28 protein-coding genes are annotated in these 25,471 nt (G+C 39.7%); 16 read left to right on the forward strand and 12 right to left on the reverse strand.

The window, feature by feature from the left end; all coding sequences use genetic code 11:
* Positions 1–570, forward strand: coding sequence for a HupE/UreJ family protein (locus AC1M84_RS10160; RefSeq protein ID WP_481594934.1), 570 nt, complete (start codon positions 1–3; stop codon positions 568–570).
* 59 nt (positions 571–629) lie between these two features.
* Here the strand turns inward: AC1M84_RS10160 and AC1M84_RS10165 are convergent, their stop codons facing one another.
* Positions 630–2,540 carry an ATP-binding cassette domain-containing protein gene (locus tag AC1M84_RS10165; protein WP_481594935.1) on the reverse strand — a complete coding sequence of 637 codons (1,911 nt, stop codon included), beginning with the start codon at positions 2,538–2,540 and terminating at the stop codon, positions 630–632.
* A 34-nt stretch (positions 2,541–2,574) separates the two neighbouring features.
* Here AC1M84_RS10165 and AC1M84_RS10170 point away from each other — a divergent pair, with 34 nt between their 5' ends.
* The 4 genes from AC1M84_RS10170 (at position 2,575) to topA (ending at position 7,266) form a co-directional block, all read left to right on the forward strand.
* Entirely contained in the window at positions 2,575–2,820 is a 246-nt protein-coding gene (locus AC1M84_RS10170) for a SlyX family protein (RefSeq protein ID WP_035266784.1), read from the forward strand.
* Between the two features lie 112 nt (positions 2,821–2,932).
* Positions 2,933–3,943 (forward strand): hypothetical protein, encoded by a 1,011-nt coding sequence (locus tag AC1M84_RS10175; protein WP_035266782.1) that lies wholly within the window; start codon positions 2,933–2,935, stop codon positions 3,941–3,943.
* Between the two features lie 202 nt (positions 3,944–4,145).
* On the forward strand, positions 4,146–4,595 hold the full coding sequence (locus tag AC1M84_RS10180; RefSeq protein WP_035266779.1) for a hypothetical protein: 450 nt from the start codon (positions 4,146–4,148) through the stop codon (positions 4,593–4,595).
* A 31-nt stretch (positions 4,596–4,626) separates the two neighbouring features.
* Entirely contained in the window at positions 4,627–7,266 is a 2,640-nt protein-coding gene (gene topA, locus AC1M84_RS10185; RefSeq protein WP_481591572.1) for a type I DNA topoisomerase, read from the forward strand.
* 55 nt (positions 7,267–7,321) lie between these two features.
* On the opposite strand, the gene AC1M84_RS10190 is transcribed toward topA, so the two are convergent.
* Positions 7,322–7,837 (reverse strand): hypothetical protein, encoded by a 516-nt coding sequence (locus AC1M84_RS10190; protein WP_481588666.1) that lies wholly within the window; start codon positions 7,835–7,837, stop codon positions 7,322–7,324.
* Positions 7,838–7,971: 134 nt separating this feature from the next.
* On the opposite strand from AC1M84_RS10190, the gene AC1M84_RS10195 reads away from it, so the two are divergent.
* The 6 genes from AC1M84_RS10195 (at position 7,972) to AC1M84_RS10220 (ending at position 13,266) form a co-directional block, all read left to right on the forward strand.
* Positions 7,972–9,114, forward strand: coding sequence for a glycerate kinase family protein (locus AC1M84_RS10195; RefSeq protein WP_481594936.1), 1,143 nt, complete (start codon positions 7,972–7,974; stop codon positions 9,112–9,114).
* Between the two features lie 102 nt (positions 9,115–9,216).
* Positions 9,217–11,205, forward strand: coding sequence for an ATP-dependent helicase (locus AC1M84_RS10200; protein ID WP_481594937.1), 1,989 nt, complete (start codon positions 9,217–9,219; stop codon positions 11,203–11,205).
* An 80-nt stretch (positions 11,206–11,285) separates the two neighbouring features.
* A complete protein-coding gene (locus AC1M84_RS10205) occupies positions 11,286–11,537 on the forward strand; it encodes an RNA recognition motif domain-containing protein (protein WP_035266766.1) in 252 nt (83 codons plus the stop codon).
* A gap of 297 nt (positions 11,538–11,834) precedes the next feature.
* Positions 11,835–12,161, forward strand: coding sequence for a hypothetical protein (locus tag AC1M84_RS10210; protein WP_481591569.1), 327 nt, complete (start codon positions 11,835–11,837; stop codon positions 12,159–12,161).
* 194 nt (positions 12,162–12,355) lie between these two features.
* Positions 12,356–12,859 carry a DUF6586 family protein gene (locus AC1M84_RS10215; RefSeq protein WP_481594938.1) on the forward strand — a complete coding sequence of 168 codons (504 nt, stop codon included), beginning with the start codon at positions 12,356–12,358 and terminating at the stop codon, positions 12,857–12,859.
* A gap of 122 nt (positions 12,860–12,981) precedes the next feature.
* Positions 12,982–13,266: a hypothetical protein gene (locus AC1M84_RS10220; protein ID WP_481594939.1), complete on the forward strand. Its 285-nt coding sequence runs from the start codon at positions 12,982–12,984 to the stop codon at positions 13,264–13,266.
* A 36-nt stretch (positions 13,267–13,302) separates the two neighbouring features.
* Here AC1M84_RS10220 and AC1M84_RS10225 read toward each other — a convergent pair whose 3' ends face one another.
* From AC1M84_RS10225 to AC1M84_RS10240, 4 genes are all read right to left on the reverse strand, one after another.
* A complete protein-coding gene (locus tag AC1M84_RS10225) occupies positions 13,303–15,021 on the reverse strand; it encodes a cation:proton antiporter (protein ID WP_481594940.1) in 1,719 nt (572 codons plus the stop codon).
* A gap of 151 nt (positions 15,022–15,172) precedes the next feature.
* Entirely contained in the window at positions 15,173–15,328 is a 156-nt protein-coding gene (gene rpmG, locus AC1M84_RS10230; protein ID WP_001205031.1) for a 50S ribosomal protein L33, read from the reverse strand.
* Positions 15,329–15,340: 12 nt separating this feature from the next.
* Positions 15,341–15,577, reverse strand: coding sequence for a 50S ribosomal protein L28 (rpmB, locus tag AC1M84_RS10235; protein ID WP_000048256.1), 237 nt, complete (start codon positions 15,575–15,577; stop codon positions 15,341–15,343).
* A 165-nt stretch (positions 15,578–15,742) separates the two neighbouring features.
* The gene (locus AC1M84_RS10240) at positions 15,743–17,191 is read right to left on the reverse strand and encodes a coniferyl aldehyde dehydrogenase (protein WP_481593296.1); all 1,449 of its coding nucleotides are present in this window, start codon (positions 17,189–17,191) and stop codon (positions 15,743–15,745) included.
* 124 nt (positions 17,192–17,315) lie between these two features.
* Between AC1M84_RS10240 and AC1M84_RS10245 the strand changes: the two genes are divergently transcribed.
* The 5 genes from AC1M84_RS10245 to AC1M84_RS10265 all read left to right on the forward strand — a co-directional run bounded on the left by AC1M84_RS10245 (position 17,316) and on the right by AC1M84_RS10265 (position 21,043).
* Positions 17,316–18,008: a TetR/AcrR family transcriptional regulator gene (locus AC1M84_RS10245; RefSeq protein WP_035266753.1), complete on the forward strand. Its 693-nt coding sequence runs from the start codon at positions 17,316–17,318 to the stop codon at positions 18,006–18,008.
* Between the two features lie 88 nt (positions 18,009–18,096).
* Positions 18,097–18,963: a formyltetrahydrofolate deformylase gene (purU, locus tag AC1M84_RS10250; protein ID WP_092766746.1), complete on the forward strand. Its 867-nt coding sequence runs from the start codon at positions 18,097–18,099 to the stop codon at positions 18,961–18,963.
* Between the two features lie 213 nt (positions 18,964–19,176).
* Positions 19,177–19,995: an energy transducer TonB gene (locus AC1M84_RS10255; protein WP_035266750.1), complete on the forward strand. Its 819-nt coding sequence runs from the start codon at positions 19,177–19,179 to the stop codon at positions 19,993–19,995.
* A 20-nt stretch (positions 19,996–20,015) separates the two neighbouring features.
* On the forward strand, positions 20,016–20,639 hold the full coding sequence (locus tag AC1M84_RS10260; protein WP_180028347.1) for a MotA/TolQ/ExbB proton channel family protein: 624 nt from the start codon (positions 20,016–20,018) through the stop codon (positions 20,637–20,639).
* The gene (locus AC1M84_RS10265; protein ID WP_035266746.1) at positions 20,639–21,043 is read left to right on the forward strand and encodes an ExbD/TolR family protein; all 405 of its coding nucleotides are present in this window, start codon (positions 20,639–20,641) and stop codon (positions 21,041–21,043) included. Before AC1M84_RS10260 ends, AC1M84_RS10265 begins: the two co-directional genes overlap by 1 nt.
* A 50-nt stretch (positions 21,044–21,093) precedes the next feature.
* Here AC1M84_RS10265 and msrA read toward each other — a convergent pair whose 3' ends face one another.
* The 6 genes from msrA to AC1M84_RS10295 form a co-directional block, all read right to left on the reverse strand.
* Positions 21,094–21,615, reverse strand: coding sequence for a peptide-methionine (S)-S-oxide reductase MsrA (gene msrA, locus AC1M84_RS10270; RefSeq protein WP_481594941.1), 522 nt, complete (start codon positions 21,613–21,615; stop codon positions 21,094–21,096).
* An 83-nt stretch (positions 21,616–21,698) separates the two neighbouring features.
* Positions 21,699–22,154: an META domain-containing protein gene (locus AC1M84_RS10275; RefSeq protein WP_035266743.1), complete on the reverse strand. Its 456-nt coding sequence runs from the start codon at positions 22,152–22,154 to the stop codon at positions 21,699–21,701.
* A 74-nt stretch (positions 22,155–22,228) separates the two neighbouring features.
* Positions 22,229–23,299, reverse strand: a complete 1,071-nt coding sequence (locus AC1M84_RS10280) for an Lnb N-terminal periplasmic domain-containing protein (protein ID WP_481594942.1) — start codon at positions 23,297–23,299, stop codon at positions 22,229–22,231.
* A gap of 26 nt (positions 23,300–23,325) precedes the next feature.
* A complete protein-coding gene (locus AC1M84_RS10285; protein WP_035266739.1) occupies positions 23,326–23,838 on the reverse strand; it encodes a dihydrofolate reductase in 513 nt (170 codons plus the stop codon).
* A 93-nt stretch (positions 23,839–23,931) separates the two neighbouring features.
* On the reverse strand, positions 23,932–24,774 hold the full coding sequence (thyA, locus tag AC1M84_RS10290) for a thymidylate synthase (protein WP_481594943.1): 843 nt from the start codon (positions 24,772–24,774) through the stop codon (positions 23,932–23,934).
* 192 nt (positions 24,775–24,966) lie between these two features.
* Positions 24,967–25,458 (reverse strand): lipocalin family protein, encoded by a 492-nt coding sequence (locus tag AC1M84_RS10295; protein WP_481594944.1) that lies wholly within the window; start codon positions 25,456–25,458, stop codon positions 24,967–24,969.
* Between the last annotated feature and the right edge of the window lie 13 nt (positions 25,459–25,471).

Consider the following 25,471-nt stretch of genomic DNA (forward strand, 5'->3'; position numbering starts at 1 on the left):
ATGAAACAATACAATAAATTCGGTCTATTCATTTTGGCAGGTGTTCCGAGCCTTGTAATGGCACATCCAGGCCATCATCACCATGACGCTAATTTTTGGACGGGCTTCATTCATCCGTTTACAGGATTGGATCATTTGATGATGGCACTCAGTTTCGGTGTTTTGATGTGGAGCATGTCTAAAATTTGGAAGATGATTGGGGCATGGGGCTTGCTTACAGCGCTCGTTGCTGGATTCAGTTTAGGTGCGCATGGAATTATTCCGAATGGCGTTGCAGAAATTGGAATTGTAAGTTCATTGTTCATCTTAGCTGTAAGTTTATGGACCAAATCGAACAGAATTTTTCCAGTTGCAGCAGTGTTTCTATCAGTTTTTCATGGTTCAGCACACGGAGCTGAATTAGCGATGAATGGAAATGTTGGCGTTCAGATTTTAGGCATGATTACTGCCATGGCAATGATTTATGCTCTTGGACTGGGTTTAGGGGCATTGATGGTGAAATTTGTTCCACAAGGTAAAAAGATTGTAGGTGTGCTAGCAGCATTGGTTGCAGTAATTGGCTTAGCGTGATCAAACTTGGCAAAATAAAAAAACTCCGCAAGCGCGGAGTTTTTTATTTACTAGGGTAATCAGCTACCATTCGCAAGACTTTCAAGCGCTTCCCAGCGCTCTAATTTCTCTAAAAGTAATTCATCAATTTCAGTAAGGCGAATTGAAAGTTGAGTTGCTTTATCACTATCTGTCACAAATAAAGATCCATCTGCTAAAAGCGCATTAATTTCAGCTTGTTCCTTTTCCAAAGCTTCCATTTCAGCAGGAAGTTGTTCTAAAGCACGTTGATCTTTATAGCTTAGTTTTACTTTTTTCACCGCTGGTGCAGGGGTTGCTGCCGCTTCAGCTTTTGCAGCCGCTTTCTTCACCGCAGATTTCTGATCGACAACAGTTTGATCAGGACGTTGCATGAGGTAGTCTTGATAACCACCCACATATTCATCGATATTGCCTTTGCCATCAAATACCCAAGTTGAAGTCACAACATTGTCCATGAAGGCACGGTCATGTGAAATAAGAAGTAATGTTCCTTTGTAGTCGCTGAGCATCTCCTCAAGTAGTTCAAGCGTGACCATATCCAAGTCATTGGTTGGCTCATCCATCACGATGAGGTTCGATGGTTTAAGCAGTAATTTCGCCAATAAGATACGGTTACGTTCACCACCAGAAAGGGCTTTTACAGGCGTACGAGAACGCTCAGGTGAGAACAAGAAATCTTGTAAATAGCTATAGATATGTCGACGCCCGCCATTGATATCGACAAAGTCTGACCCTTCAGCCACATTATCTTTTACCGATTTTTCAAGATCGAGTACATTACGAAGTTGGTCAAAATAAGCCACTTCGAGTTGTGTCCCTGTTTTGACCGTACCTGAGTGTTCTTGTTGACCCAAAATTGCTTTGATTAGCGTGGTTTTACCGACACCGTTATCGCCCACGAGACCAATACGATCTCCACGGAGCACCAGTGCATTGAAATCTTTGATAATCGGTGCATTGTCGCCAAATTGCACACTGAGATTTTCAATCTCGAAGACCACTTTGCCTGAACGTTGAGCATCTTGGGTGGCCATGCTCACTTTGCCTTGCTGTGAACGGCGGGCTTTAGATTCTTCACGTAATGCTTTTAGGGCACGAACACGACCTTCGTTACGGGTACGACGTGCTTTAATGCCTTGACGAATCCAAACTTCTTCTTCTGCGAGTTTTTTATCGAACAGCGCATTTTGCTTTTCTTCAGCTTCCATTTGCGCAGCTTTGAGTTCGAGGTAACGTGAATAGTTCCCCTCATAACTGCGTAAGATGCCACGATCCAGTTCCACAATACGTGTAGCAATACTGTCTACAAATGAACGGTCATGCGAAATGAAGAGTAATGTTAGATTATTTTGATCGAGTAAGAATTTTTCTAACCACTCGATACTTTCAACATCTAAATGGTTCGTTGGTTCGTCGAGTAACAAAACATCAGGTTGGGTGAGTAGTGCGCGTGCAAGAAGCACACGACGTTTACGACCACCTGAAAGATCAGCTAAATCAGCATCAGGATCAAGCCCCATTTTACTCAGGATTGAATTCACTTTAGTTTCAAGTGCCCAACCATCTAATTGATCCATTTTATGTTGCAAGTTACCCATGCGATCGCAAGCTTCCATATCGCCGAGTACGCAAGCTTCGCTTGCTTCGTGATAAGCTCTAAGAACAGAAGCTGCTTCACCTGCGCCATCTGCCACAATATCTGCAACACGTCCCGAGTCCATTGGCACGTCTTGAGCCAGCATAGAAATGGTGATGCCATTTTGCAGGGAAACTTCACCAGCATCAGGCAATAAACTTCCATCAATGAGTTTAAGTAAAGTAGACTTACCCTCACCATTACGGCCAATCAAACACACTCGTTCGCCGCGCTCTAAACTAAAATTCGCGCCGTCGAGTAAGTACGGTCCACCAAATGCGAGTTGGACGTCCCTTAAGGTAATATAGGCCATAATGTTTCCTGAAATCCCCTGATGAGGACTTATAATGTCGAATCAAAAAAATCTAAATGAGCAGGCGTCATTTTCCGCACCCATAGAAGATTTGCAAGTCCGAATTGCATTTTTAGATGAATTAGTTGATCAGTTAAATATTCAAATTGCATTACAAAGCCGTGAAATCAGCGATTTAAAGAAACAAATGCAAATTTTGTATCAACGTGTTGAAGCTACTCATGCTGACGATGGTGTTGCTCCATTTGATCCAATTTTGGATAAACCGCCACATTATTAAGACGTGACATAAATACTGATTATTTATTAAGAAGTATGCGTAAATAGTTTGACCTTTGATATGAAGGTCGTTGTAATAGTCTTTTCACTTGCCGAATTCTGAATCTTATCCTATGAGCGCTAAAGTTGTCCTAATAGATCTTGAAAATAACATGCCGACTTCGACGTTATTTCGGGAGATTGTGCAACATTACACCACGACCTATCTATTTCATTCGAAAGGGAGTTTTCATTACAGTCTCACTGATTTGACTGAATTTGCGAGTTGGATTAGTAGTGGTCAAATTGTCATTTTAGAAATGCTTGAGGCAAAAGAAAAAGAATTTGAGTACGCTGTGATTGTGGGGCAAATCTTGGCATTGGTTGAGCATGGCGCAGAGATTGATGTGATTTCTGCACGAGACTGTAGCACCATGTTGGCTGACATGATGCGAGCTTCTGGCATTCAATGTAATTTGATACAGGTACAACCAGAGCAACCTGTGTCAAAACTCAAATACAACGTGCCTTCAGTTGAAACTATTCGTCAAAATCATGATTTATTTAAAGTAAAGCAGTATTGTGATGTTGTGGTTCGTATGGAAGGGAAGCCCAACACCTTAGCTAAGCTTAAAAACTCGATCGAGAATACGTTGAGAATAAATGACGAGCACAGCGCTAAATTGATTGGCATGCTGATTAATTTAAAGGTAGTTAAAAAAGAAGGTGAGCAAATTTCCTTTCGTAAAAAGGTATTAAAGCAGTGGGCTCAATTGGATATGAATGTTGATGAAGATGTAGTAGCAGACCACAAGCTTGGTCAGGTAGATGCGTTATTGGCGAAGCTACATATCGAAGCAAAAGACATTTTAGCTGAAATTGAAGAGTCACAAGACATTCAACATATTCAGAGTGATTTGTTTAAAAATTTTGAAAAAATAGATCCTGTCCAGCTGGAAGTCATCCAAAAATTGAATGCTTTAAAATCCGGAAAGCCTAAAGATATTTATGAACTCCGTGATTTATTAGAACAGCTATTTCCAAAATCAGATGTGCGGTTATTGCTTAAGGAAATGATTGATAAAGGATATATTTATTGGAATGGTCATGAAGTACTTTATAGCCATGAGATGTTTTTGAACTAAAAATGCCTAGGAAAAAAGCGATGATTTTATCGCTTTTTTTTATTTCAGTTGCACTGTGCTTAGGTGAGTTATACCACATCATGCCTTATTTGGTTCAGGTCTCAATACTGGTTTCATGCCGCTATAAATCGTATTTTTAATTTTCAACTTGCCTTTTATATTCGGCTTATGCAACTCTAATATAAGAAGCAAAAGGTGAACTATGGAAAATGCTGGACTTTGGATAACGATTCTTATCGTTGTTTTTGTGCTGGGCTCGATCTTCGGATTACGTGTAAATCCAAGAGAAAAAGCTTTGGGGATCATGCGTGAGAAAGCGCGAAAAATGGGATTACACCCGCGTTTGATTGCTGCACCTTCATGGACCAATATTCCAATGGCATCAGAAAATCGTGCCAGTATGGTAGCGTATTACAGCGTTATCATTCCTGATGGTCGCCTACCTTTAATGCGCGCATTGGTTGAAAATGAAAAACTTAAGGTTGTTCACGGGAATGAGAAATTTAATGATTTCCCCATTGCATTAAAAGGGATTTATGCTATTGATATGCAGTCTAATTGCGTCGGTTTGTACTGGAAGGAAGAAGAAGATCTTCATGCTACACAACTTGATGAAATGAAAGCACTTTTACACAAATTGGCTGAAATTTAATTTTTTAATCTTATAGGAATAACGGTTCACTATGGCGAATGCTCCTAAGTCCACATCCAAAAGCGCTACAGCTCAATCGTCAGAAGCTGGAAAAAAACGTGCTTTAGTGATCGTCGAGTCGCCTGCTAAAGCGAAGACCATTAATAAATACTTAGGTTCAAACTACATTGTGAAATCATCTGTGGGTCATGTCCGTGACTTACCAACAGGTGCTTCAAAAAGTACGGAAAAGAAACCAGTAACACGTACCAAACAGACTGCTGAAGAGAAAGCTGAAAAAGCTCAACAGGCACTGATCAATCGTATGGGGGTAGACCCTGAGCACGGTTGGAAAGCACACTATGAAGTGCTTCCTGGTAAAGAAAATGTTGTTTCAGAACTGAAAAAGCTTGCTTCGCAGGTTGACGAGGTCTATCTCGCAACCGATTTGGACCGCGAAGGAGAAGCGATTGCTTGGCATTTAAAAGAAGTTATTGGTGGTGATGACTCTCGTTATAGACGTGTGGTTTTCAACGAAATTACTAAAAATGCCATTCAAGAAGCATTTAAACAGCCTGCTCGTTTAGATATTGATAAAGTCAATGCACAACAAGCACGCCGTTTCCTTGATCGTATTGTTGGCTTTATGATTTCACCACTATTGTGGGAGAAGATCGCACGTGGTTTATCTGCGGGTCGTGTACAGTCAGTTGCTGCGAAACTTGTGGTTGAGCGTGAGCGAGAAATTCGTGCTTTTATTCCTGAAGAATATTGGCAAGTTTTTGCAGATACCAAATCTAAAAAAGATGATATTCGTTTAGAAGCAGTCAAACAGTCAGGTAAGACATTAAAACTTCAAAACAAAGCACAAACAGATGCTTTATTGGATGTCTTAAAAGAAGCTGAATTTAAAGTTGCTGCCCGTGAAGATAAACCGACCAAAGTTAATCCGAGCGCACCCTATATCACATCGACCTTACAACAAGCAGCAAGTACTCGACTTGGTTTCTCTGTAAAGAAAACGATGACGATGGCACAGCGCTTGTATGAGGCGGGTTATATCACCTATATGCGTACCGACTCTACATTCTTGAGTGATGATGCGGTCAATATGGTACGTGGACATATCGAAACCGAGTATGGTGAAAAATATCTTCCTGCAAAGCCAAACCGTTTTGGAAATAAAGCAGGTGCGCAAGAAGCCCATGAAGCGATTCGTCCGTCAAACGTTGCGTTGAAGGGTGATCAGCTTGCAGGCGTAGATCGCGATGCTCAGCGTCTATATGATCTGATTTGGCGTCAGTTTGTTGCATGTCAAATGACACCTGCTGAATATTTGTCTTCGACGATCTTGGTCGATGCAAACGGTGTAGAGCTTAAAGCTAAAGGTCGTACTTTGGTATTTGATGGCTTTACGAAAGTACGTGGCCAGAACAAGTCGGATGATGATGTTTTACTGCCTGCTGTGAAAGTGGGTGAAGTTCTACAACTTCAAAAGTTAGATCCTTCGCAACATTTCACTAAACCGCCTGCACGTTTTACAGAAGCATCTTTGGTGAAAGAGCTTGAGAAAAAAGGTATTGGTCGTCCTTCGACTTATGCAGCGATTATTTCAACGATTCAAGATCGTGGTTACGTGAAATTGGATAACCGTCGTCTCTATGCAGAGAAGATGGGTGAAATCGTAACAGATCGTTTGGACGAAAGTTTTAACAACTTAATGAATTATGCATTTACTGCAGATTTAGAAGGTCAACTGGATAAAGTTGCAGATGGTGAGCGTAATTGGAAAGAATTATTAGATAGTTTCTATGGTGATTTTAAGAAACGTCTGACTACTGCACAGGGTGAAAATGGCATGCGCCGTAATCAGCCTGTTGAAGTTGATGCTGTGCATTGTAAAGAATGTGATCGTCCGATGCAGATTCGTACCGGTACCACAGGTGTATTCTTAGGTTGTTCTGGCTATAACTTACCACCGAAAGAACGTTGTAAAGGTACACTCAACTTAACGCCAGTAGAGTCCTTGGCCGCATTATCTGATGATGAGTCTGCAGAAACCGCAGATTTAATGTCGAAAAAACGTTGCCCAATTTGCGAAACAGCAATGGATAGTTACGTTATTGATGGTGGTCGTAAACTTCATATTTGTGGGAACAATCCAGACTGCGAAGGTTTTGAGCTTGAAGAAGGTGAGTTCAAAATTAAAGGGTACGATGGTCCAACAATTCCATGTGACAAATGTGATGGTGAGATGCAGTTAAAGACAGGGCGTTTTGGTCCTTATTTTGCCTGCACAAGCTGTGAAAATACACGTAAAGTATTGAAGAATGGTCAACCAGCACCTCCTCGTGTCGACCCGATTAAAATGGAACATTTGCGCTCAACGAAACATGACGACTTTTTCGTATTACGTGATGGAGCAGCAGGCTTATTCTTAGCAGCAAGTAAATTCCCTAAAGTGCGTGAAACTCGTGCTCCTAAGGTTGCGGAATTGCGTACGGTTGCTGAACAGCTAGATCCAAAGTATCAGTTTATTCTGCAAGCGCCAGATACTGACCCTGATGGAAACCCAACTTTAGTGAAGTTTAGTCGTAAAAATCAAGCGCAATATATTGGTTCTGAAACGCCTGAAGGTAAACAAACGAAATGGTCTTTGATTTACCAAGATGGTAAATGGATTGAAGCTTAACGTTTAAATAACAGAAAATGCTGACTTAGGTCAGCATTTTTTTATGACATTAAATTTATTGTCTTACACATACTCTTGAGAGATTTTCTATTTCTGTATCAAATAGAATGAAATTCGCAATCATTTCTTTGTTATCGAGTTTTTTAATTAGTAATTTCACAGCATCAGGATCAGCTAAAGCTGATTTAAGGTTTAATTGCTCTTCAACTTGAGCATTGTCTATTTCAAATTTCAGTAATTTATTTTGATCAATTGTGAGTATATGTTCTTGTAAACTCCATTGAGCTTCAGATTGGGTATAAGCAATTGCTTTCTCGTTATCTTTAATAAAGGTCATTTGATTTTTTTCAAAATATTGACCATTTGGTTTGAACTCAGACACTATTTCGCTTTTCGCAGCATAACCCATGTAATCCATTTCTTCAGTACATTTCCATTTGGCTGAAAGTGCTGATAATTGAATATTTTCACTACTGTGTGAATTGGTTGCAGACGAGCTGGTAGCTTGATTACATACAAAAATGAATGTACACAGCACTAAAGTTTTTTTAAATATTTGATATTTTTGCATTGTTATACCGTTATTTTTTTTGGGGAATTGTAAGTTTATTACAATATATATAAGGGTTCTATTTGAAAAATTGAAAATCTCAATGTAATAAATAAGTATCTGAATTAATTTAAATATGAGAATAGCAATAAAGTATGCAGCAAAGGATAGAAACTTTTATTTTGGCTCCCGACTCTTTCAAAGAAAGCATGCCTGCTGAGCAGGTATGCATGATTATGAAAAATGCAATCCATAAAGTCTTACCCGATGCACAATGTATTTTGAATCCAATGGCAGATGGTGGTGAAGGAACCATTGATGCATTGGTCATGGCAAAATCAGGATTAAAAATCGCGTGCGAAGTACAAGGCCCATTCGCTGATGAGCGTGTCATGACTCATTTTGGATTAATTGATCAGGGACAAACAGCAGTCATTGAAATGGCGAAAGCCAATGGCATTCATTTAATACCACCTCATTTAAGAAATCCTTTGTTCACTAATACTGTAGGGACAGGGCAACTGATTGTCGCAGCTCTTGAATTCGGTGTGAAAAAGATCATCATCGGATTAGGTGGGAGTGTGACCAATGATGGTGGTGCGGGTATGGCACATGCTTTGGGCGTGAAATTTATTAATCAATATCATGAAGCATTTGAGCCAACAGGTGGAAACTTAAACCAAATCGATTCCATTGATGTGTCACAACTCGACCCAAGATTGACTAAAACAGAAATTGTTATCGCTTCAGATGTAAACAATCCATTATGTGGTCCACTTGGCGCATCGTATATTTTTGGTCCGCAAAAAGGGGCTACACCTGAAATGGTGCAAGTATTGGATCATAATTTATCACACTTTGCAGGGGTGGTAGAGCAGCAGCTTTTAGTCGATTTACGTCATCGATCTGGTGCTGGTGCAGCAGGTGGTTTGGGATTTGGTTTGATGGCATTTACAGGCGCAGATATTCGATCCGGTGCTGAATTAATCATTGAGGAAACTCAATTGGCTGAAAAAATTGCGCAAGCTGATTATGTATTTACGGGTGAAGGGAAAATTGATACTCAGACTCAATTTGGTAAAACCCCATTTGCCGTTGCTCAAGTTGCATATCGGCACAACAAGCCTGTATTTGCATTCGCTGGTAGAGTTGGTGAAGGGGTAGAACCATTGTACGAACAAGGGTTTCATCACATTTGTAGTATTAATCCACTGGATCAAAGTTTGTCAGAATCCTTGAAAAATGCAGTTCAGAATTTAGATTTAACGGTACAAAATATCGTAAGGCAGTATATCTAATTCTCTATGTAAGTGGGCTTTGAGGTTTAAAACTGAAGCGTGTTTGTATTTTCTAAATCTAGCTCTGTTAAACTATTGTTATTGTAAAATTGATGAGTAGCGATGAGTTTAGACAGCCTGATTGATGAATTAAATCCTCAACAAAAACAAGCTGCAACCACAGAAGCCTTACATAGTTTGGTGTTGGCGGGTGCGGGCTGTGGTAAAACCAAAACGATTGTGGCACGTGCTGCTTATCTCATTGATCAAGGTGTACCCGCCAATCAAATTCAAATTTTGACGTTTACGCGTCGTGCTGCCAGTGAAATCGTGGCGCGTGTCGAATTGGCACTCGGTGAACAAGCAAAAGGATTACGAGCATCAACATTCCATACTTTTTGTATGTACTTGCTGCGTCGTATACCAAAAGCTTTCGGCTTAGCGCAATTCTCAATTATTGATCGTGATGATCAACTCATGATGTTTCGTTTGATACGTGGTAAAGATGATAAGAAGAATCCCAATCAGCTCCCGAAGCCTGCTGAATTATGTGATCTGTATTCATATGCTAGAAATACGCGTCAAAAGCTAAGTGTTGTCATAGAAAAGCAAATGCCTGAATTCTTAGCAATGAAAGACCTGATTGCAGAAATCATGAAAGAATATGAAACTCGAAAGCAGGCACGTAGCTTTCTTGATTATGACGATATTCTTGCGATCGTGGCATCAGCTTTAGCACAGTCTGAGGGACTAGTCGATTATGTGGCCTCGATTTGCAGACATATGCTTGTGGATGAAATGCAAGACACCAATCCATTGCAATGGGCGCTATTAGAGCCTTTAAAGGATCGAGTAAGTTTGTTTTGTGTCGGGGATGATGCTCAATCGATTTATGGTTTTCGTGGAGCAGATTTCGAAAACATTCATCATTTTAAAGAGCGTGTGCCAGCAGCACAGATCTTTAAATTAGAAAAAAACTACCGATCTACTCAAGAAATTTTAGATTTATCAAATTGGTTGCTTGATCAAAGTGAGATTAAATATGACAAGCGCTTAAATGCGTATCGAGGTACAGGCATAAAGCCTAAAATTCATATTTTCCCGAATGAGTTTGATGAAGCTAAATGGATTGCCATAGATATTAAAGAACGACATTTTTTAGAAGGCAGTCCATGGCGCGATCATATGGTTTTGGTGCGTTCAAGTTTTGCAGCTCGTCATATTGAAGCAGCTTTCATTGCAGCCAATGTTCCATATCGATTTATTGGTGGTATGAAACTTCTTGAAACTGCGCATGTTAAGGATTTACTGAGCTTACTACGCGTCATTGCCAATCCTTCAGACGATATTGCATGGATGCGTTTTTTGACGCTTTGGGATGGGGTCGGTGATGTTGGCGCAAGCCGTTTAGCGCAACAGTTGTTACAGGACCCTCAAGATGACGTCATTGCGGAAAAACTAGAAAAATTTGGACGTATTCCTGCTGAGGCTCTACTCATTATGAAGCAGTTGAATGTGTTAAAGACCGAAGTTAAAGCTTGCGTAAGCTTGGCAATTCAGGCAATAGAAATTCAGTTGAGTGAAAATTACAAAAAGGATTGGGGGCGTCGTCAAGGAGACTTTGAGTTGGTGAAACAGTTAGCTTCAAAACATACTCAGTTAAGTGAGTTTTTAGAAGCCTACGTGCTTGATCCAGTTTCAATCAGTGAAATCGAGCGTCAATCAGAGACTGATGTTGTGACTTTGATCACGATACATTCTGCGAAAGGAACTGAACAAAAAGTTTGTTACGTGGCGAATGTGACACCTGGTCAGTATCCACACGCAAGAGCTCAAGGGGATTTTGATGAAGTTGAAGAAGAACGTCGTGTGCTTTATGTAGCACTTACCCGTGCACAAAATGAATTGATTCTAACCAAGCAAAATTTGGTGACGTGGGCGAGGGAACAAGTCGATGAACAGGGGCGAAAAATCGAAAGCTATTTTCTCAATGATCTTTCAAGACATTTGTGTACAAGTGAAACACATTATAAAACCAGACAGCAAACGGTTAAGAGTGCTTTGATTGAGCGACAGTCGATTAATTTAGATTTTGGGATTGATCTCGATTAAACTATCTAGATTGTTTCATACAAAAAGTAGAGTAGGCGCGTACTTTTTGGTTTTTTTGCCTATCTTCTTAAGGTTTTTTCATGAAAATTTTAGTTCGTAACTTAGAGCGCAGCATTACTGAAGCTGAGATTCTGGAGTTATTTCAGCAGTTTGGAACAGTAGACTCATGTACATTGGTATTAGATGCTGCAACAGGCAAATCGAAAGGATTTGCCTTTGTTGAAATGCCACATGGCCGTGAAGCTGTGAAAGCAATTAAGGGGCTGAACACCCGTAAAGTTAAAGGTGCAGGTATTCGAGTAAAAGCTGCAGACGAAAAGCCAGAAGCATAACTTGATGTCTAAATAAAGTAGGAGCAGTTATTGCTCCTTTTTATTTGATATTTTATTTAATTTTACTAATAAATATGAATCTTTTTTAGCTTTTTTGACCAACTTTTGTACTTTGAAGAGTTGACATATTTTTGAAATGCATTTCTGTTATATATTAATATTTTTATTAAAAATATACACTTAAAATCACATTTATATACAAATTATTGTGAAGTATATCTTAATAATAGATTGAATAAGTTTGAGTGAAGTGTGTAGTATAAAAGCTCCATTATAAAACCCCAAAAGGTTATAAAAATGTCTATTCAAGAATTAAATCATCTAGAAACAGAAATCGTATCAGGTGCAGGTACGTTAATCGGTGACACGCTTCAAAACGCATCAAACCTATTTTCGAGCACATTGAATGTTCAAGCTCCAATTTGGAAGCCATTGAGCCTAATTCCTGGTGTTGGTACAGTTCATCAAGCAATTGATGTTGGCTTCCTTGCGATTTCAGAAGGTCTTTACAGGGCTGGAACACTGTTAGGTGGCGATCAAGATCAGGTCAAATTTCATTATGACAATGAAAAAGGCGATGGGACTTATAATCCATTAGGAATTTTTAAGGGTATTGTTCGCTAATATAACCTTAGATTCATTCGAAAGGGTCAGCCATGCATTTGGCTGGCTTTTTTATTTAAGCAGTATGCATTAATAATCAGGCTTTCAATCAATCTTGTTGATCTAAAATTAATCTTGATTTTTTTCTTAAAAGCATTGCGTGATATGGCGTCAACATTTAAGTTGTATGACATAAATGTTGTTAGGAAGTTTTCATGTCTCGTGTTGCTCGTTTTCATGCAGATCGCACTAATCAAAAACTCTATTTTGCTCGTCTGTCATGTCAGCAAGCAGAACAGACAGATCATATTCAACAAGCTCAAGCCCATCGTGAAGCGGCAGTCTTTCATTTGCATGGAGCGGTCTTGGCATTTTTGCAAGAGTTGGTGCGTTATTACCGTTTAAATGATTTTTCACCGACATTAAAATCTATTGAAGAGCATATGGCCGCTAAAGGGCAAATTTCTCCAGAAATCACCGTGTTACAGCATCTTGCAAAGGATGGTTTTATTGCAGAACTAAAGCGCGCTTATCGTATGTGCCAGTATGCACCTGAACCAAGTGCACCAGAACCTGAGGATGAGACTTCTTCAAATCTTATTATTAAAGTCACGCAGACACCTCAAGCGTGGTTGCCAGACATTCAAATTCTTCGAGAGTGGCATCGTGACTTAACCCATCTTATTGACGGTTTTCGTAACGAAATGGTTGAGTTTTAATTGTAATCATGACAGTTTTAAACGATTAGACTTGAAATATAAATTTTAGAACTTATATAAAATAGTCTAAGCAATGCAAAGTGCATTCAGCATTTTGCCACCATGTGAATCATGGAGGGTATATGTCTATAGAGCAATTGAAAGAATTATTCGGAACACAAGAAGCAATTTTAGAATTGGTGCAACTTGAGAATGGCGAGTTAGCGCTTCGTCACGCTGCATCTGCATCTGAAGATGAGCCACTTGTGAAAATTCAATTTAATGATGAAGTGAAAGCTTTATTAGGTGATCATATGCCTTTGATTGCCCAACACATGATTCAGGCTGCGTTATTTGCACTTCTCGAAAAACAATCGAATGAATGGCATGCGGAAGTCGTAGATGAAAAACCACAGTTTTATAGCTAAGAAAAAACCGCGCAAATAGCGCGGTTTTTATTTTACTTAGTGAGATGGTGCATGATGATGTGCGATTTCAATTTGATTTAGAATATGATTACTCATGTTCTTCGCCATTTCTTCCTTCGCGTAATACACTTCACCAATTTCATCTGCACGTATTGCTTCAGCTTCTTCTTTACTTTCCGCACAGATCAAAACTTGAATCTGTGGATTCAGAAGTTTGGCAGTATCTACAATCTTATGAATATCTAAAATATCCATCGGCGAGATAATTAAAAGCCTCGCATGTTGTATATGCGCTTGAATTAATACGCCCGGTTCTGTTGCTGAACCTGATACTGCAGCAATATCTTTTGCACGTAGTTTTTCAACAATTTCTCGATTTTCTTCAGCAATCACCACTTTGATGTTATTTTCCATCAGTGTTTTTGTTAAGCGACGTCCAACTTCTCCATGACCGACCATGACCACTTGATCGCGCAGGTAGTCCTGTGAGACCTCGTCAGGTAACATCGCCAATGGATCACCACTACGCTCAAGCAAACGAGCCAAATGCGAGCGCTCACGAATCCATTTCTGTACGGGTTCAATGGCTGAAAATAAAACAGAATTGAGCGAAATAGAAAATAATGCCCCGGCTAAAATCAAGTTTTGAGCTTCAGGGGTTAATAATCCTATAGATAGACCGAGTGTTGCCAAGATAAAGGAGAACTCACCGATTTGAGCGAGTGAGGCACCTACTGTAAGTGCGGTATTTAATGGATAGCGGAAGAATAAAACCAGCGCCATTGCTGCCAATGTTTTTCCGATCATAATAATGCCAATCACAGCCAGAATATGAAGTGGTTCTTCAACGATAATTGTTGGGTCAAACAACATTCCGACAGAGACGAAGAATAGGATGGAGAATATCTCACGCAGTGGTAACGTTTCTTCTTCAGCACGATGACTGAAGTCAGACTCTTTAACCACCATCCCAGCAAAGAATGCACCTAATGCCATTGAAACGCCAAAAACTGCATACGAACCATAGGCAATGGATACGGCTGCTGCAACCACAGTCAATGTAAATAGCTCGCGAGAACCTAAGCGTACGACAAACTGAATAATTTTAGGGATGAGGCGCTTACCAATAATCAGCATAAAGGCAATAAAGCCCGCAACTTTAAGTAAGGTTATTCCTAAAGTCACAAAGACATTTTGATCTGGATCAGCGCCTTCCAGTGCTGTTCCGCCAAGGAGTACAGCTGTAGCGGGTAATAAAACTAAAGCGAGCACCATGACTAGGTCTTCGACGAGTAGCCATCCCACAGCAATTTTTCCATTGACTGAATCCAGTAAGCCTCGGTCACCCAAAGCTTTCAGGAGTACCACAGTACTCGCACAAGATAAGCTTAAGCCAAACACCAATGCTGACCCAAAACTCCATCCCCATAGCATGGAGACGCCAATCCCGAGGATGGTAGCCACTGTGATTTGTAAAATTGCACCAGGGACAGCAATACGCCGAACTTGCATTAAATCTTTCAGTGAAAAGTGCATCCCGACACCGAACATCAAAAACATGACACCCAGTTCTGCGAGTTGATTGGCTAGTGTGATATCGGCGACGATACCGGGGGTTTTGGGGCTAATAATAATGCCGGCAATGAGATAGCCAACAAGAGGGGGTAGACGTAAACGTGCGGCGATAAAGCCAAAAATAAGGGCTAAGCCAAAACCAACCGCAAGCAATATAATTAAATCTACATCATGTGGCACTAATCACCCCTTAAATATTTATAAATTATGAATTGGCTTTTGAGCTGTATAAGCATAAAAAATGCCAAACTGAGATTAAATTTTAACAACCTGAAGAAAAAAAAGGCAAAAAAAACGACCCAATGGGTCGTATTTTTTTAAAGAACTAAAATTATTTGATTTTAGCTTCTTTGAAGATTACGTGTTGACGGATTTTTGGATCAAATTTTTTGATTTCCATTTTTTCCGGCATAGTACGTTTGTTCTTAGTAGTGGTATAGAAATAACCTGTACCAGCAGAAGAAACTAGGCGAATCTTATCACGCATTTTCGTTGCTCCTTAGATCTTTTGACCTTGAGCACGTAGGTCAGCAACAACCTTTTCGATGCCCAATTTGTCGATAATACGCATACCTTTAGTAGTTAGACGAAGACGTACGAAACGTTTTTCGCTTTCTAACCAAAAACGGTGGTGGTGCAGGTTCGGCTCGAACCGGCGCTTAGTTTTGTTGTTGGCGTGTGAGACGTTGTTACCAACGACTGGACGCTTGCCGGTAACTTGGCAAACCTTAGACATGGTGTAACTCCATTGATTTAGCCAACAGCAAATCTGTATGGCCAGTCAAAATAAAACGGATTGAATTCATTCAAGGGGCGTTTTATATCAAAAATACGCTTAAAAGACAAGCGAAATTGATAAAAACAGGGCATGACCTGTTTTGATAGATCATGCCTTGATCATTTAACGAAGAAAGGCTTTACGGATAAGACTAGGGATCGGTCTATTAAACGGAGGCAGTACGTATTTCAAGCTGAATAGCTTTGGAATAGACATAACTGAGCGTTCATTTGATAAACTGAAGAAGCCTTCGGGACCATGGTATCTGCCCATACCAGATGCACCAACGCCACCGAATGGTAGATCATCTTGTGCAACATGAGTAACAACAGCGTTTTGACCAAAGTGTCCAGAGTGAGTACGTTGCGAAACGTATTCTGCTCGAGCATCGTTAAAGTCGAAATAGTATAATGCAAGTGGACGTGGTCGGTCATTAATAAACTCGATAACTTCGTCTATTTGATCATATTCTAAGATTGGTAAAATTGGACCAAAGATTTCGTTCTTCATAATTTCCATATCAGGGGTGATATTGGTCAGAAGGGTTGGCGCAATTTTACGTACAGAAGCAAGCTCTTCTTTTAATGGGTTAATTTCAGTGACTTGAGCACCATTTTGAATCGCATCTTCTAAGTAACCTTGTAAGCGTTTATTTTGCTTATCGCTCACTATAGAGGTGTAATCTTGGTTGTCACGTAATGTTGGATACATCGTTTTCGCAACAGATTCAAACTGGTGAATAAACTCCGAAGTTTTGCCGCGTGGTAAGAAAATATAATCTGGTGCGACACAAGTTTGACCCGCATTCCATAATTTACCGAATGCAACACGCTCCGCGACATCCTTTAAGTCAATTGAAGGGTGCACGATAACTGGTGATTTACCACCAAGTTCTAGAATAACTGGAACTAAGTTTTCAGATGCTGCTTTCATCACAGTCTTACCAACATTGGTAGAGCCTGTGAAGACTAATTTATCAAATGCAAGATGACTGAATGTGTCAGAGATTACGCCACCACCTGTAACAACGGCAACTAACTCTTGTGGGAATGCTTCAGATAGAGCATTTTGTAATACATAACCAAAATTACGTGAGGTGCTTGAAACTTTAATCATGGCGTGGTTGCCCGCTGCCAAGGCACATACTAATGGGCTAATCGCCAATAATAAAGGGTAGTTCCAAGGGGAAATGATACCGACAACACCCAAAGGTTGATACTGAACCCAACCTTTTGCAGGTTGATGTAAAATACCGATATGGCGTTTAGAAGGCTTCATCCACTCTGTTAAATGTTTGCTGTAATATTTGATTTGCTCGAGTGAAGTGAGCAGTTCACCAATTTTAGTTTCAGAAACCGAACGATTACCATAATCTTGGCTAATTGCTTCTGCAATTTGGTCCTGATATTTAATCAAAACTGCTTTAAGACGAGCCAAACGTTCAATACGCTGTTTTGCTGTCGGGTTCGGATAACGTCGATAGGCTGCTTTCTGAAGCGCTAGAAGATCATGTAAATGCTGAACTTCCGATGCTTCAGTCGTCATTAAATTTGTTTTTGTTTGACTGTTCATGACCAGTACCACTAATGTAAGGGTTGATGTGATTTTTATTTTTAGAGTAAATACTCTAAAAGTCAAGTCACTTTTATGTTAGCTTGGGCTAAACGTCATTATTCTTGTTATAGATGGTATTAGGATGTCGCATTCCAAAACGTTAAAAACCAAAGACCGAATCTTGCAAATTAGTTTGCAACTCTTTAACGAACGTGGAGAGCGATCTGTCACAACTAACCATATCGCAGCAGAGTTAGGTATTAGTCCTGGTAATCTCTATTATCACTTTCGTAACAAGCAAGAGATCATTAAAGAGCTGATGGAGCAATATCAGCATGCAACTTTAGAGCTGCTAGCATTGCCAGAAGACCGTGATGTAAATGCCAATGATAAAATCCGATACTTTCAAGTACTCAGTAGTCAGTTATGGGCCTATCGTTTTCTGCATCGTGATGTATATCATTTAACAGAAAATAATGATGACTTTAGAAAAATTTACCCGCGTTTCGCAGGTAAAGTGATGCAACAAGGTCAAAAGATTTACAGAGCCTTCGTCAATGCAGGTCTCATGCAAATGACAGAGTCTGAAATTGAAGCGTTGATCATCAACCTATGGATCGTCCTAACGAACTGGACGAATTTTCTCTATATGTCTGGTCATTTAAAAGATTCCAACCATTTAGATGAAAAGTGGGTTTGGCAGGCACTGCGTCAAATGGTGTTTCTTGAAGGTCCTTATTTACGTGGTGAAAGTCGTCAGACTTATGAGCGCTTGCTTGAAACGCTGGGAACATCTGAATTATTTGCCAGTCTTTCTGCTGATCGAGAAGATTGATTTCAGCAAAGATAATTTGAAAGCATTAAAAAAAGAGTTAGAATACGCGGCTGTTTTTCAATTTAACTGTTAAGTGATATAAATCATCATGAATATGACAACTGCTAACACAGCACGTTTACTGATTACTTGCGAAGATAAACCAGGAATCGTGCAGGCTGTATCGAGCTTTTTGTATCATCAAGGGGCAAACATCACTGCGCTTGATCAATATGCAACAGAAGCTCAGGGCGGGCGTTATTTCATGCGTGTTGAGTTTGAACTCGACAATTTGCAAAGCCGTAAGGAAAATATTCTACAAACTTTCGCCACAAACGTAGCTGAACGTTACAACATGCATTGGCGTTTAGCTTTAGTGTCAGATGTAAAGAAAGTCGGTATTTTGGTATCGAAAGTCGACCATGCCTTGCTTGAGCTTTTGTGGCGTCATGCACGTGGTGGATTACCTTGTGAAATCACTAAGGTTGTATCGAATCATGAAGATCTACGTGAGTCTGTGGAAAACTTCGGTATTCCTTTTGAAGTTGTGCCTGTCAATAAAGAGAACAAGCGCGAAGCATATGCAAAAATTGATGAGTTAATGCAAGGTAATGATTTACTTGTACTCGCACGTTATATGCAGATTCTTGATGAAGAGTTCGTCTCTAAGTGGGAAATGAAAGTGATCAACATTCATCATTCTTTCCTTCCAGCTTTTGTGGGTGCTAACCCTTATAAGCAAGCGTATGAAAAAGGCGTAAAACTGATTGGTGCAACAGCGCATTATGTGACAGCTGATTTGGATCAAGGTCCGATTATTGAACAAGATGTCGAGCGTGTCAGCCATGATTTTACAGTTGATCAATTACGTGAATTAGGTCAAGACGTTGAGCGTAATGTCTTGGCGCGTGCTGTTAAGTGGCATTTAGAAGACCGTATCATTGTTGATGGTAATAAAACTGTGGTATTCCAGTGATTTTTAATTAAATATCACTGATTTATTAAGGCATGCGTGAGCATGCCTTTTTTATTGATGATCAAAAAAACTCATCAAAACTGCAGAATTAATAGTTGCAAATGAAAACACTTCTCATTTATTATTGGCGTACTTTAATTGTACTAACCGATAAGTTTGATTGAAATCTTCCTTCTGAAGACAGCGTCAATGTATATCAGGTCATAAATTTTAATGAGCCCATCTTCCATTCCTATGATGCAAAATCCAATCTCAATGAAAAAGAAAGTGCTTACTTCGCTCATTGCAGTGGTGATCGGGCATATTGGTGTTTTATTTGCCGTGAGTCAGATGAAAACACCTGAATTAAAACCTATTGATAAAGATCCAATTAAGGTTCGTTTTGTTCAGATTAAAGAGGATGCGCCACCGCCGCCACCTCCTGTTGAACCTGTGAAACCTCAAGTTCAACCAAAACCAGAACCTAAAGTCGTTGAACCACCTCCTGTGGTTAAACCCAAAGTCATTGCTGAAAAGCCTAAACCTGTCGAACAAAAAGCAATTGTTCAAGAAGATAAATTAGAAAAGCAAAAGCAGGAACAACAGCGTTTAGAGCAAGAACGTAAAAATCGTGAGTTGCTTGAACAGCAGCGACGTGAGCAAGCATTGCGTGACCAACAGCTACGTGAGCAACAAGAACGTGAGCGCTTGGAAAATGAAAGACGCGAACAAGAACGTCGTGAGCAGCAAGCACGTAATACACCAAAGAATTTAAGTATTGGGCAAATATCATGGTCTCGTACACCGAAGCCATCATATACCAACCGAGATTTACAAGGTTCTGATCGTACTGTTGTAGTATCGATTGAAGCGGACACTAACGGTAATGTAGTGAATGCCAGAATCACAAAATCAAGTGGAATTGATTCGCTTGATCAAAAGATTTTACGCTCAGTGCGTAATGCAAAATTCAGACCTTATAAGGAAAATGGCGTGGCTTATCCGTTTAGAGCGGAACAACCATTTGAACTTAAGTTGAATTCTAACGGCTAACTTTTATTAGGAGTTCGAGTATGAACTTTTCAGTTTATTGGCAACATGCTGATGCAGTCAGTAAGACGCTTTATTTCGTTTTACTCGCAATGTCTATTGCGACATGGACAATTGTCGTTTTACGTGTGATGGGAACACGTCAACTGAAAGAAGTTGCTTATGCTCAACTCTCTAAAGCATTAGCAGGATTAAAAGCGAAACTCGCTCCTTTGGGATTTGAACAACGTAAAGCTGTGGCTGAGCAAGCTTTATTGCGTCAGATTGCTTTGGAAAAAGCATCTGCTGAAAAAGGTGTTGCTGTACTCGGAACAATTGCCTCACTTGCACCATTTGTAGGGCTATTTGGTACAGTATGGGGAATCTTCCATGCATTGGTTGCAGTAGGTAAAAGCGGTCAAGCAGGACTTGCACAAGTTGCAACCCCTGTGGGTGAAGCCCTGATTATGACTGGTATTGGTCTAGCAGTTGCTATTCCAGCAGTGATCGCATACAACATTTGTATTCGCTTTAATCGTACATTAAGTAATGAACTACAAGATCATGCTCACAGTCTGTTAATCGACACGATGTTGCAACAAGATTCTTCTGCGCAGAAAGTTGAAGTGAAAGCGACTCAAGAAAGTTACGTTGGAGGTCAAGCTTAATGGCTTTTCAATTGGGTGAAGACAACGATACAGGCATGACGGAGATGAACCTCATCCCGTTAATTGACATTATGTTGGTTTTGATGATCATCTTCTTGGTGACAGCGACCGTTGCTAACCCATCAATTCCATTAACTTTACCAAAAACGACAGCGGATATCATTGATCCACCACCTGAATCGATTCAAGTAAGCATTAACTCACAGGGTGAGATTGCATGGGATTCAGAAATTATCAGCTTAGATGAATTGCAAAAAAGATTTAACGATGCCGGTGGTTCAGCACAACAACCGACGATTATTCTTAAAGCAGATAAAGAATCACGTTATGATACTGTTGCTCAAGTGATGTCACGTGCAAGCGAAGCCGGGCTTGCTGACATTGCCTTTGCCACAGATAATTAACTGATTAACATGAGAAAAGCGACCATAAGGTCGCTTTTTTTATACCTGTATTAGTCTTTGAGTAAACCTTCAAATTTAGAGCGAAGCTTTAAAAGTTTTGGTGGGATACTAAAATTGCAATAACCCTGAGTCGGGTTACGAGCAAAGAAATTTTGATGATATTCTTCAGCAGGGTAGAAGGTCGGTACTGAGCTTAGTTCTGTAACAATATCTAAACCTTCTGCTTTTAACTGTTGAATCGCTTTCTCTGCAATCTGGCGCTGTTCTTCATCAAAATAATAAATGACAGAGCGATATTGAGTGCCTATATCATTACCTTGGCGATTGAGTGTGGTTGGATCATGTGTTGCAAAAAATACATCAAGCAATTGAGCAAAGCTAATTTGACTTTCATCAAAATCCACTAAAACCACTTCAGCATGATGGGTATCTCCTTTGCAAATATCTTCATAGCTTGGATTGACCGTATACCCACCCGCATAACCACTCACGACTTTAGTGATACCTTTGAGTTGAAGGAAAACTGCTTCAACACACCAAAAGCATCCGCCACCGAGCAAAGCTTGTTGCATGAGATTCACCTTATTGAGTTGCAATGACTGAAATAATGGGGTGTAGAACAAAAAAAGCAACCAATGGAATGGTTGCTTAACTGTTAACGCGGTTGAATTGCAGACTCATATTGCAATACTGGATTACCATTCTCATCGAGTAGGCGAAGCGTTTTGTCGTAGACTTGGAATGCCGCGACTTTTGCCAAGGCAGCATTATAGCGATTTGCAAGTTCTTGAGTATTCACACACATCATTTGTGTAGTCGCAACTTCACTCAAGCTAATTTTGTCAGCTTTAATGCTATATGCACCCATAAAACGGTTACAACCATCTGCACCACTCAAACGACTAGATGCTGCATCAAATTGAATACTTGGAACATTGTGTGCAGTAGGGTCGGTTTTAAATTCTGTTGCGCCGATATGTGTCAAAATCCAAGTTTTATTTTGCAATTGATTAAGTGCTTGTTGCTGCTTTTCAGCAGATGGTGTTGTGGTACATGCTGTAAAAAGTAATGCTGAACCTATAACGGATACGGCTAAAAGTTGTTTTAACATATGAAATGCCCCTGTGTTATTTCTTTCTAATGTAAATTAAATTCAAGTCAATTTTATGTATATCAACTGATACGCTAAGGTGCAAGCTCTGGCTGACTCTGAGGGAGACCCAGACGAATCATTTTTGAATAATTTTCACTACTTTGATATTTAAATTGATTAAATTGGTCTGTTCTTGGGTTGACATGTGCCTTGTTGTACCATGTTTTGATATCCCAATGATGTTGTAATGCCCCCAAGTCATACAGATAATTAGGTAAATAACCTGAGGCTAATAATCGGTAGTCCACTGGCAGTTCATGTTTGGAAATCGCTTGAACCATATCAAAAACCAAAGTGGTGCAGTTACTGGTCAAGGTGTTATACCATTTTGGTTCTTGATTAAGTTGATCTGCTTGCTCTAAATATTCCTCAAATAAAGCTTTCATTTCAGCAGCTTTCATGTTGATTGGGAAAAAATAAACCTGTTCATTACGTACATTGCTACGTGTATAAATAATGTCTTTCTCGTCAGCAGCAACTAAACTGACTTCGTACTTTCTAAAAAAACCACCAATAGCAGAAAACTCTTCATCTTTTTCTTTGCGAATTTCAATCGAAAAGGTCAGTGGTTTAGAGTTTTTGAAATCAAAGCTGACTAAAGTGTGGGCGATTTGTGGTCCCATCCAATATGAAGTAATGATGTTAATGCCACTGATTTGATTCAAATCAATCTGACGTGTATCCCAGCGTTCTTGATAGGTTCCGTCTTCATTCCATGCAAAATTACGCACATTGTGTAAAGTGACCCAATCACCTTGACGTTCATAATTGAGAATTCTTGCGACTTCAGGATTCCACTCACGGTCTTGTTTGGCAGGGATGCTAAAATACCAAACTAAACTGAACGCAAAAAAGATAATGTATAAGACAACATCTTTACTACGGCTAAAAAAATGTTGTGTTGCATATATGCCTAAAACACTTAAGGCAAAAGCGACCCAAAAGCCAATGATAATACGACTGACTAACCAGCCAAATGGCTCTTGAACCCATAAGGCCATACATAACCAAATCGAAGAGAAGATGACAAATAAACTAAATAGGGAGTGAAAAGCTCCCTTTGCAAGTGCAAGAATAAACTCTCTTTTACCGATGTTATGCATTGTTATTGGCTATATGTAAGAAAGCTTTATTTTTGGTAGGTTGCGAACTCAAATGCAATATTTGTTTTGTCATCAATGTGTTGCTCTGATGCCACTTTTTTAAATTCAGGTGGAATCTCGGGATAATGAGCATCACCTTGAACGTCTAATTCAACATGCGTGAGTTCTAAGCGATCCGCAATAGAGATCGTTTGGCTAAAAATTTCTCCACCACCTATGATAAAAATAGATCCAGGCTTTTCAGAAGCTTTTACATCATGGACTGCCTGCTCAAGTGCACTCTCGATTGTATGCGCGATTTTTGTTCCTTCAAACTGCCATGACGTATCTCGTGTAATGACCCAATTTACACGTTTAGGAAGTGTTCTACCCATAGACTCAAGTGTTTTACGTCCCATGACCACAACACCACCTTGAGTAATTTCTTTAAAATGTTTGAGATCAGCTGAAATATGCCATGGCAAATCATTTCCTTTGCCAATACAACGTTGTTGATCCATTGCAACGACGTGTACGACTTCTAAACCTTGAAATGCCATGATTATTCTTCCAGCGAATATGAGTTAAAGAGGGAAATGTAAAGTTGGATCACGATTGGTACCAACGGTGATCCCAAAAGACCTTAGTTAAAATCAAACTGCAACAGGTGCTTTAATTGCGGGATGCGATTCGTAATTTACGATTTCAATATCTTCAAATTTGAAATTAAAAATATCTTTAATTTCAGGATTCAGTTTGAGTTGGCACAATGGAAGTGGTTCACGTGTTAATTGAAGTTGTGCTTGCTCGAAATGATTGGCGTAAAGATGAGTATCACCACCTGTCCACACAAAATCACCGACTTCTAGATCACAGACTTGCGCAATCATATGGGTGAGAAGTGCATAACTTGCAATATTAAATGGAACGCCAAGAAAAACATCAGCACTACGTTGATAAAGCTGACATGATAATTTTCCATCCTGAACAAAAAACTGGAAAAGCGTGTGACAAGGAGGGAGTGCCACTTGTCCAGCTTCTTTTGGGTTCCAACCTGATACGATTAAACGACGGGAGTTTGGATTGGTTTTAATTTCATTAATTAACCATTTGATTTGATCAAAACCATCTTGCTCGTATAAACCATCGTCTTTTTTAGTTGCACCAAAGTTACGCCATTGGTGTCCATATACTGGACCTAGCTCTCCTTCAGGACGTCCAAAACGAGCAGTCTGCTCAGCTGTCGACCATTCATCCCAAATTGTAACTTTATGATCTTGGAGATATTTAACATTGGTATCACCTTTAAGGAACCAAAGTAATTCAACCACGATTGAACGGAAGTGAACTTTCTTTGTGGTCAGTAGAGGAAAACCTTTAGAAAGATCAAAGCGCATTTGATGACCAAATACAGAACGAGTACCTGTACCAGTACGGTCACCTTTATCACCGCCATTGTCGAGGATATGTTGTAGTAGGTCTAAATACGCTTTCATAAATGTCCTGATCGATTTGAATGTGGCATTTGAAGAATAAACCAATGCCAAAAATTTCATTGGCATCAGTTTATACTAAAGCAGCATGCATTTTAATATCTTCCTTACGGAATAGACTCTTTGAAAGCGAGTAATTAAAGAAATAAGAAAGCACCCTTTAGGGTGCTCTCATTTAACACAAAATTTTAGGGCTTAAGCAGTTTTGTGTCCTGTATGTACAGTATGAATTAGATCGCTTAGGTCATAACCAATGGATTGAGCATATGCAAGATACGCTTGTTTGATAGATTCATTGAACACAGGTTCACGGTGCAGAATCCAAAGATATTCTTGATTAGGTTCACCGACTAAAGCAGTTTGATAATTTTCATCGATCTTAAGTACCCAATAGTCACCCTTAGTGAATGGAATCCAACGAAATCCTTCAGGCAAAAAGCTGACTTCTAATTTGCCATGTTCAGCATCTGCAACTGTGGCTTCGCCAATAGACTCATCCAGTTCTTTGTTGCCATCAAGACAACGATTTTGAACACGTACGGTTCCATCGCTGTTTAAGGTATAGACTGCTGAAATATCCGTACTGTCTTCAGGTTGATGCTTCATTGGTAAGCGTGCAATCTCATACCAAGTACCTAAATAGCGTTCAAGTTGGAAGTTAGATACGGTCGTTAAATTTTGACTCATTATGATGTACTCC

The organism is Acinetobacter sp. 24-47-66 (genome assembly GCF_056779755.1).